The 6,139-nt window shown below is 63.5% G+C and carries 6 protein-coding genes; 5 read left to right on the forward strand and 1 reads right to left on the reverse strand.

Annotated features, from left to right (window positions below):
• Window positions 1–18 precede the first annotated feature (18 nt).
• From L0M17_RS21755 to L0M17_RS21770, 4 genes are all read left to right on the forward strand, one after another.
• Window positions 19–1,218, forward strand: a complete 1,200-nt coding sequence (locus L0M17_RS21755) for an ABC transporter substrate-binding protein (protein ID WP_241056718.1) — start codon at window positions 19–21, stop codon at window positions 1,216–1,218.
• 66 nt (window positions 1,219–1,284) lie between these two features.
• On the forward strand, window positions 1,285–2,247 hold the full coding sequence (locus L0M17_RS21760; protein WP_241056719.1) for a carbohydrate ABC transporter permease: 963 nt from the start codon (window positions 1,285–1,287) through the stop codon (window positions 2,245–2,247).
• 215 nt (window positions 2,248–2,462) lie between these two features.
• The gene (locus L0M17_RS21765; RefSeq protein ID WP_372498084.1) at window positions 2,463–3,083 is read left to right on the forward strand and encodes a carbohydrate ABC transporter permease; all 621 of its coding nucleotides are present in this window, start codon (window positions 2,463–2,465) and stop codon (window positions 3,081–3,083) included.
• A gap of 32 nt (window positions 3,084–3,115) precedes the next feature.
• Entirely contained in the window at window positions 3,116–4,450 is a 1,335-nt protein-coding gene (locus tag L0M17_RS21770; RefSeq protein ID WP_241056721.1) for an NAD(P)/FAD-dependent oxidoreductase, read from the forward strand.
• Between the two features lie 205 nt (window positions 4,451–4,655).
• On the opposite strand, the gene L0M17_RS21775 is transcribed toward L0M17_RS21770, so the two are convergent.
• The gene (locus tag L0M17_RS21775; protein WP_241056722.1) at window positions 4,656–4,814 is read right to left on the reverse strand and encodes a hypothetical protein; all 159 of its coding nucleotides are present in this window, start codon (window positions 4,812–4,814) and stop codon (window positions 4,656–4,658) included.
• On the opposite strand from L0M17_RS21775, the gene L0M17_RS21780 reads away from it, so the two are divergent.
• Complete coding sequence (locus L0M17_RS21780) at window positions 4,804–6,126, forward strand: arylsulfotransferase family protein (RefSeq protein WP_241056723.1); 1,323 nt, start codon at window positions 4,804–4,806, stop codon at window positions 6,124–6,126. The genes L0M17_RS21775 and L0M17_RS21780 overlap by 11 nt on opposite strands.
• Window positions 6,127–6,139: the final 13 nt, after the last annotated feature.

Here is a 6,139-nt window from a genome sequence, read left to right on the forward strand (position 1 = left end):
AAGGCCGATGCCGGCCCTGTGACGCTGACTCTGTGGCTTGACGGCGATTGCTCGAAGGGCGACTGTGTCGAGAAGCCGCTGATCGAGGGGTTCGAGAAGGCGAACCCCTCGATCAAGGTGAACCTCGTCTCCCAGCCCGTGAGCTCTTACTTCCAGGCCCTGCAGAGCGCGTCGGTGACCGGCAAGGGTCCGGACATCGCGAACATGTGGCCCGGCGGTTACATGACGCCCTTCCTGCCCTACATGGCTGATCTGAGCCAGTTCATGTCCAGGGACATCATCAAGCAGTCCTCGTCCACCAAGTTCTACGCGAAGGACAACGACCCCGGAAAGCAGGTGTACGCGGTACCGACCGGGGACCAGTGGTACGTGGGCTTCTACAACAAGAAGCTCTTCGCCCAGAACGGCATCTCGGCCACGCCGAAGACCTGGGACGACTTGAACGCGACCTGCACGACGCTCAAGGGCAAGGGGGTCCTTCCGATCGTGAACGGCGGCGAGTACGGCGCTGCGGAGATGGGACCGCTTCCAGAGTGGTCGTACATCGCCTCCACCCTCTCCCCTGACGACTGGTCCAAGCTCTACGACGGGAGCCTGAAGTACAACAATCCAGCGCTGCAGTCGCAGCTGCAGGCCTGGGCAGACCTCTACAAGAACGGCTGCCTGAACAAGGACGCTCTGAACTCGCCCGATCCCGAGAGCCAGTTCATCGCCGGCAAGGCTGCGATGTTCTTCGCCAGCGGCTCATGGGAAGTCAAGAACCTCTACGAGAAGATGGGCGACAACGTCGGGCTGCTGGTGCCCCCGTACTCGCCACAGCCGCAGCACGCCCTATCGGAGACGGCAGGCTCCGCCTATTCGGTGATGAAGTACTCCAAGCATGAAGCCGAGGCCGGGAAGTTCGCAGCTTACATCCTCAGTGACGAGGGTCAGCAGATCATCGCCAAGTTCGGGCTCCCGCCGACGCGCCCGGGCTTCACGACGGCGATCCCGATGATGAACGAGCTGATCAAGATGAGCTCGGCACCCGGAACGACGCTGTACCCGATGTTCGACGACTACACGCAGCCGGGCGTCACGGATGCGATCACGAGCAAGATCCCGCAGGTGCTGGTCGGCCAGCTCGGGGTGAGCGACGGGCTCTCCGCGATCGACGCGGCATTCGATGCGCTGCCGGCGAAGCAGAAGGACGTTCACGTGAACCTCACGTCCAAGTGATCGCCCCTTCCACGACGGGGTCGGCGTCTGCTCGTACGGCGGCGACCCCTCCACCAGGAGAGTCCCTTGATTGAGAACAAGGTCGAGCCCGATCTCCGCGGCCGGTCGGACCGAGCCTCCGACGTTCCGAAGGCGCCGAAGAAGAAGGCGTCGAAGAATAGGTACCGGCGGGCGGCGAGGCTCAGCGGCTTCCTGTTCACGCTCCCTGCCCTGATCCTGCTGACCATGTTCATGGCCGTCCCACTGGTGGAAGGCATCTGGTACAGCTTCACGGACTGGGATGGAACCAGCGCCGACTGGGTGGGATTTGACAACTACCTCAGCGTTGCCTTGAACCCGGACCTCCAGCGCACCCTGCTCAACAGCCTGTTCATCCTCGTGTCGATCCCGGTCGGAATGATCTTCCCATTCGTCTCGGCTTATCTGCTGAGCAGCGGAATCCGCGGCGGACGGGTGCTGCGGATCATCATCTTTGCGCCCACCGCGCTCTCGTGGGTGGTCATAGGGCTGGTGGCCCGCAGCTTCTTCTCCAGCGACGGCGTGATAAACGGCGTGCTCGGTGGACTCGGCCTCGGCTCACTGCAGACCAACTGGCTTGCCCAGCCGACGTGGGCGCTGATCGCTGTGCTCGTCACATTCAACGCCGCGGTTTTCGGCGTCAACACCGTCATCTTCCTGGCCGGGTTCGCGACTGTCGACCGCTCCATGGTAGAGGCAGCCCGGGTGGACGGTGCATCGTCCACACGGATCCTCTTCAGCATCGTGATGCCAGCGATGCGCCGATTCGTCGAATTCGTCTTCGTCATCACCGTTGTCGTGTCGTTCACCGGACTGTTCGCCCTGATCTTCGTAATGACCGGCGGCGGCCCAGGGGCGTCGACCACGACGCTGGAGTTCGCCGTATGGCAGACGGCGTTCTCAAGTGGCAGCTTCGGACTGGGGGCTGCCCTGGGGCTGGTGCTCCTCATCGTCACCTTGGCCGTGATCCTGACTATCCGGGCCTTCAGCAGATCGGGAGACCAAGAATGACCCAACGCCTTGTGCCGCTCCTCCGGCCGTCCCAATCCATGGCACCCCAGCGCCGCAACCGCTCTCGCTTCGTCCCCGGCGTTGCCATCGGCATTGCTGCGCTGGCCTCGCTCGTCCCGTTTGCATATCTCGTGATCGTGTCGCTTCGACCTTCGTCCCAGGACGGGGGGTCGCTGTGGGCCGAGCTGTTCAGCAGTGTGCCGATAGGGCAGTACATGCTCAATTCGGCTCTTGTGTCCATCGGATCGGCAGTGATCGTCGTCGTGGTGAGCGCTCTCGCCGGATTCGGCTTCGCCAAGCTGCCCTACCCCGGGAGCAAAGCTGCCTTCGCCGTCGTTGTGGCAGGAATCAGCGTGCCCGTTGCCACGACCATCCTGCCGAACTACCTGAACCTCTCCCATGTGGGAGGGGTCGGTTCCTACTGGGGCCCGATCCTCATGTACGCCGCGGGTGCCACACCGTTCTCCACGATCTTGATGGCGAATTTCTTCCGGTCCCTGCCCGATGAACTAGTGGAGAGCGGTATCGCCGACGGCGCGGGCTACGGGCGTGTGTTCACCGAGATCATGCTTCCCCTGTCGATGCCGGCCTTGGTGACAATAGGAGTGCTGGCCTTTCTGGGAGCGTGGAACGATCTTCTGATCGGGCTGCTCTTCCTTCCCGATCCGGACATGAGGACGATCAGTGTCGGCATCGCATCGTTGGAGAGCGTCAGGAGCTCGAACCTCGATCTCGTGCTGACAGGCTCGCTCCTTAGCGCCATTCCTCCCATCGCCGCCTTCATCGCCTTCCAGCGCTACCTCGTCTCGGGCATCACCGCGGGGATCAGCAAATGACCCTTTTCTCAGCCACTCCGAAAGGATCCACAATGACGCGATCAGCTGACGTTGCCATCATCGGCGGCGGGGTAGTCGGTCTCAGCATCGCGTACGAACTCGCTACCCAGACAGAGCTTTCCGTGGCTCTCTTCGACAAGGAGGGCCCCGGATCGGGAACCTCCGGGCGTTCTGCAGGGGTGATCTGCCGGCACGATCAAGGGCCTGTTTATCAGAGGCTCAGCCTCATAGGCCATGCGCGCATGCAGGAATTCGCCCGGGAACACGAATTCGGGTTCAACACCTGGGGTAGCCTGACCATCGTCCGAGACCCAGACGCGTTTCCCCCCAAGGACGACGTACCAGAAGAACTTGCTGCGGCACCGTCCGGGATGTACGAGAACGAACTCCTCGAACGAGACGCCCTCCTGCAACGCTTCCCCTGGATCGCCCCAGAGGGGGTACTGGGCGGCGTATTCGAGCCGAACATAGGGTTCGTGAATCCTTTTGAACTCATCGATCTATACCGTCGGCTCTTGAAAGCACAGCCATCGGTGACGGTCGATTACGGAAACCCGGTCCTCGAGCTGAGAACTGACGGGGGCCTGATCTCCGAGGTGGCCACCCGCCGCGGTCTCTGGCGCGCCAAGACAGTGGTCAACGCCTCGGGCGCTTGGGCCAACAAGGTTGCTGCATTGGCAGGGACTTCGCTTCACATCACCCCCCAGCGGATGAATGTTGCGCTCGCTACTGCCTACGATGACGAACCCGGGCCGGTTCCCTTGCACGGTGCCCCTTCCATGAGCTGGGAGGGAGATGGCGTCTGGTGCCGGGGAGAAATCGGAGGCGCGTTGCTGTTCGGCCAGCACCGCGACAAGACCCGAGCCGATCAGGGTACCGCAGATCCCGACCACTTCGACAAGCTGCCCGACGCGGGGTTCGCACCCTCGCTCGTGCCTCAGCTCGAGACGTTCTACCGCCTTCCGAAGAGCAAGGTCGTCAGCGGATGGACCTGCGTCTACGACACCTCCGACGACGGGTACCCCGTTATAGGACGGGACGGCCGGATATCCAACCTCGTCCACGCAGTCGGAATGAACGGTCACGGAATGACAATTCACGCTGGCGTGGCGAGATGCGTGCGGGCGATCCTCGCCGAGGACTCCACCAAGATCGACATCTCCGATGTCCTTCCTTCCGAGGGCCAGCTGGATTTCTCCGTTCTGCGCCCGTCTCGGTTCGAGGAGGGCCAGCCCCTCGCCCTGCGCGGAGACAGCGGCGGACACGGCATCCCCTCTGGCCGCACCGACTCACACGGGCGAGGCCTTGACTCGAGCCCGCTGAGGACTGGTGTTTCCCGTTCCGAGGGCGTCCCGGATGGTGGCTGATGGGCGGCATCACCTAGGCCAATGTCGCTCTGCCGCCGGCCCCGGCAACCTCGGACGGATCCGGAAGGGCCACCGCGCAAAGTGCTCTGGGGCCGGCGACGGCCGGACTCATGGCTTACAGGACACCCTACGCAACTTGTGCACCGGACGTGCCCATCAAGTTAGGAGAGGGATTCATGGTCAGGGCGAGTCGTCGTCACTTCATTCAAGGCGCGGGATTGGCGGTTTTCGGCGCAGCCGCTGGAGCAACCGTCGCCCGCTCGAGCATCTTCCCGTTGCCGCCCAGCGCGTCTGCGGCGACTCCGTCTCCCTCGGCGACGGCGGGGGCCACGGCGCCCCCGGACCGCACCTTCGTGAGCACCAAGCTCACGACCCCCCACGTCAATGTCTGGTCGTCGGGTAGCACCGCACCGGGTCTCATCTTCGCCGGGCCCATGGGCCATGGTTCGAACGGCCTCATCATGGACAACCAGGGGCGTCCCGTTTGGATGGAGCCGACGGGTGCAGGCGTCACGGACCTCCGGGTCCAGACGTATCAGGGCAAGCCCGTCCTCACCTACTGGAGTGGCCAAGGCATGGGAGGGCACGGCGAAGGGTTCGGCGTCATCAAGGACACTTCCTACCAGACCATCGCGCAGGTCAATGCGGGTGACGGACTCAAGGCGGACCTCCACGAATTCACCGTGACCCCCAAGGGCACGGCACTCTTGACCTCGTACCCCACGATTCGCTTCGATCTCACGCCCGCCGGTGGGCAGATGAACGGCTACATGTACGACTGCCACGTGCAGGAAGTGGACATCGCTACCGGGAATCTGCTCTTCGACTGGAAGGCCTCCGACTACGTCGGGCTCGATGAGTCCTATCTGAAGACGACGGACGACCCGACAGCTGATGGTTCGACAGCCGCAAAGGCTTTCGATCCCTACCACGTCAACGCGGTCTCTCTGCGGACGGATGGGTACCTCGTCTCCTTCCGGCACACGCACACGATCTACCACATCGACTCGACCGGCGCGATCCAGTGGCGCATGGGCGGCAAGAGGAGCGACTTCACGCTTCCCGCCGACGCGGTCTTCGCGTGGCAGCATGACGTCCGCCAACGCGCCAACGGCGTCATCAGCATGTTCGACAACCACTACAAAGACGGCACAACCGGCACGTCGCGGGGGCTTATCCTCAACGTCGATGAGCAGAAGCGCACCGCTTCGGTCAAGCTTCAGCTGGCCCGCGGTGGCCACAGGGGCAACGCCATGGGCAACGTGCAGTTCCTCGAGAACGGCAACTACATGGTCGGCTGGGGGTCGGATCCAGCGGCAACGGAGTTCACCGCCAACGGGACCCCCGTCTTCGAAGCGACCAACATCGGTGGAGGCTCGTACCGCGTCTACCGCTCGGTCTGGACCGCCACGCCCACGACCCTGCCCGACGTCGTCGCCGTCCAGGGCAACGGCTCGACGATGCAGGCCTACGCGAGCTGGAACGGCGCCACCGAGATTGCAAGCTGGCGCTTCCTCACCGGAAGCGACCCGTCGTCGCTCAAGGAGGCCGCGCTGGTGAAGAAGACGGGCTTCGAGACATCAGTAGCAGTTGCGGCCGCACCGCACCTGGCCGTCCAGGCTTTGGATGCGCAGGGCAAGGTCCTGGCCACGTCCTCGGTCGCCAGCCTGTCCTAACGGCAGAGGATCA

Origin of the sequence: Sinomonas terrae (assembly GCF_022539255.1) — a bacterium.
GTDB lineage: Bacteria > Actinomycetota > Actinomycetes > Actinomycetales > Micrococcaceae > Sinomonas > Sinomonas terrae.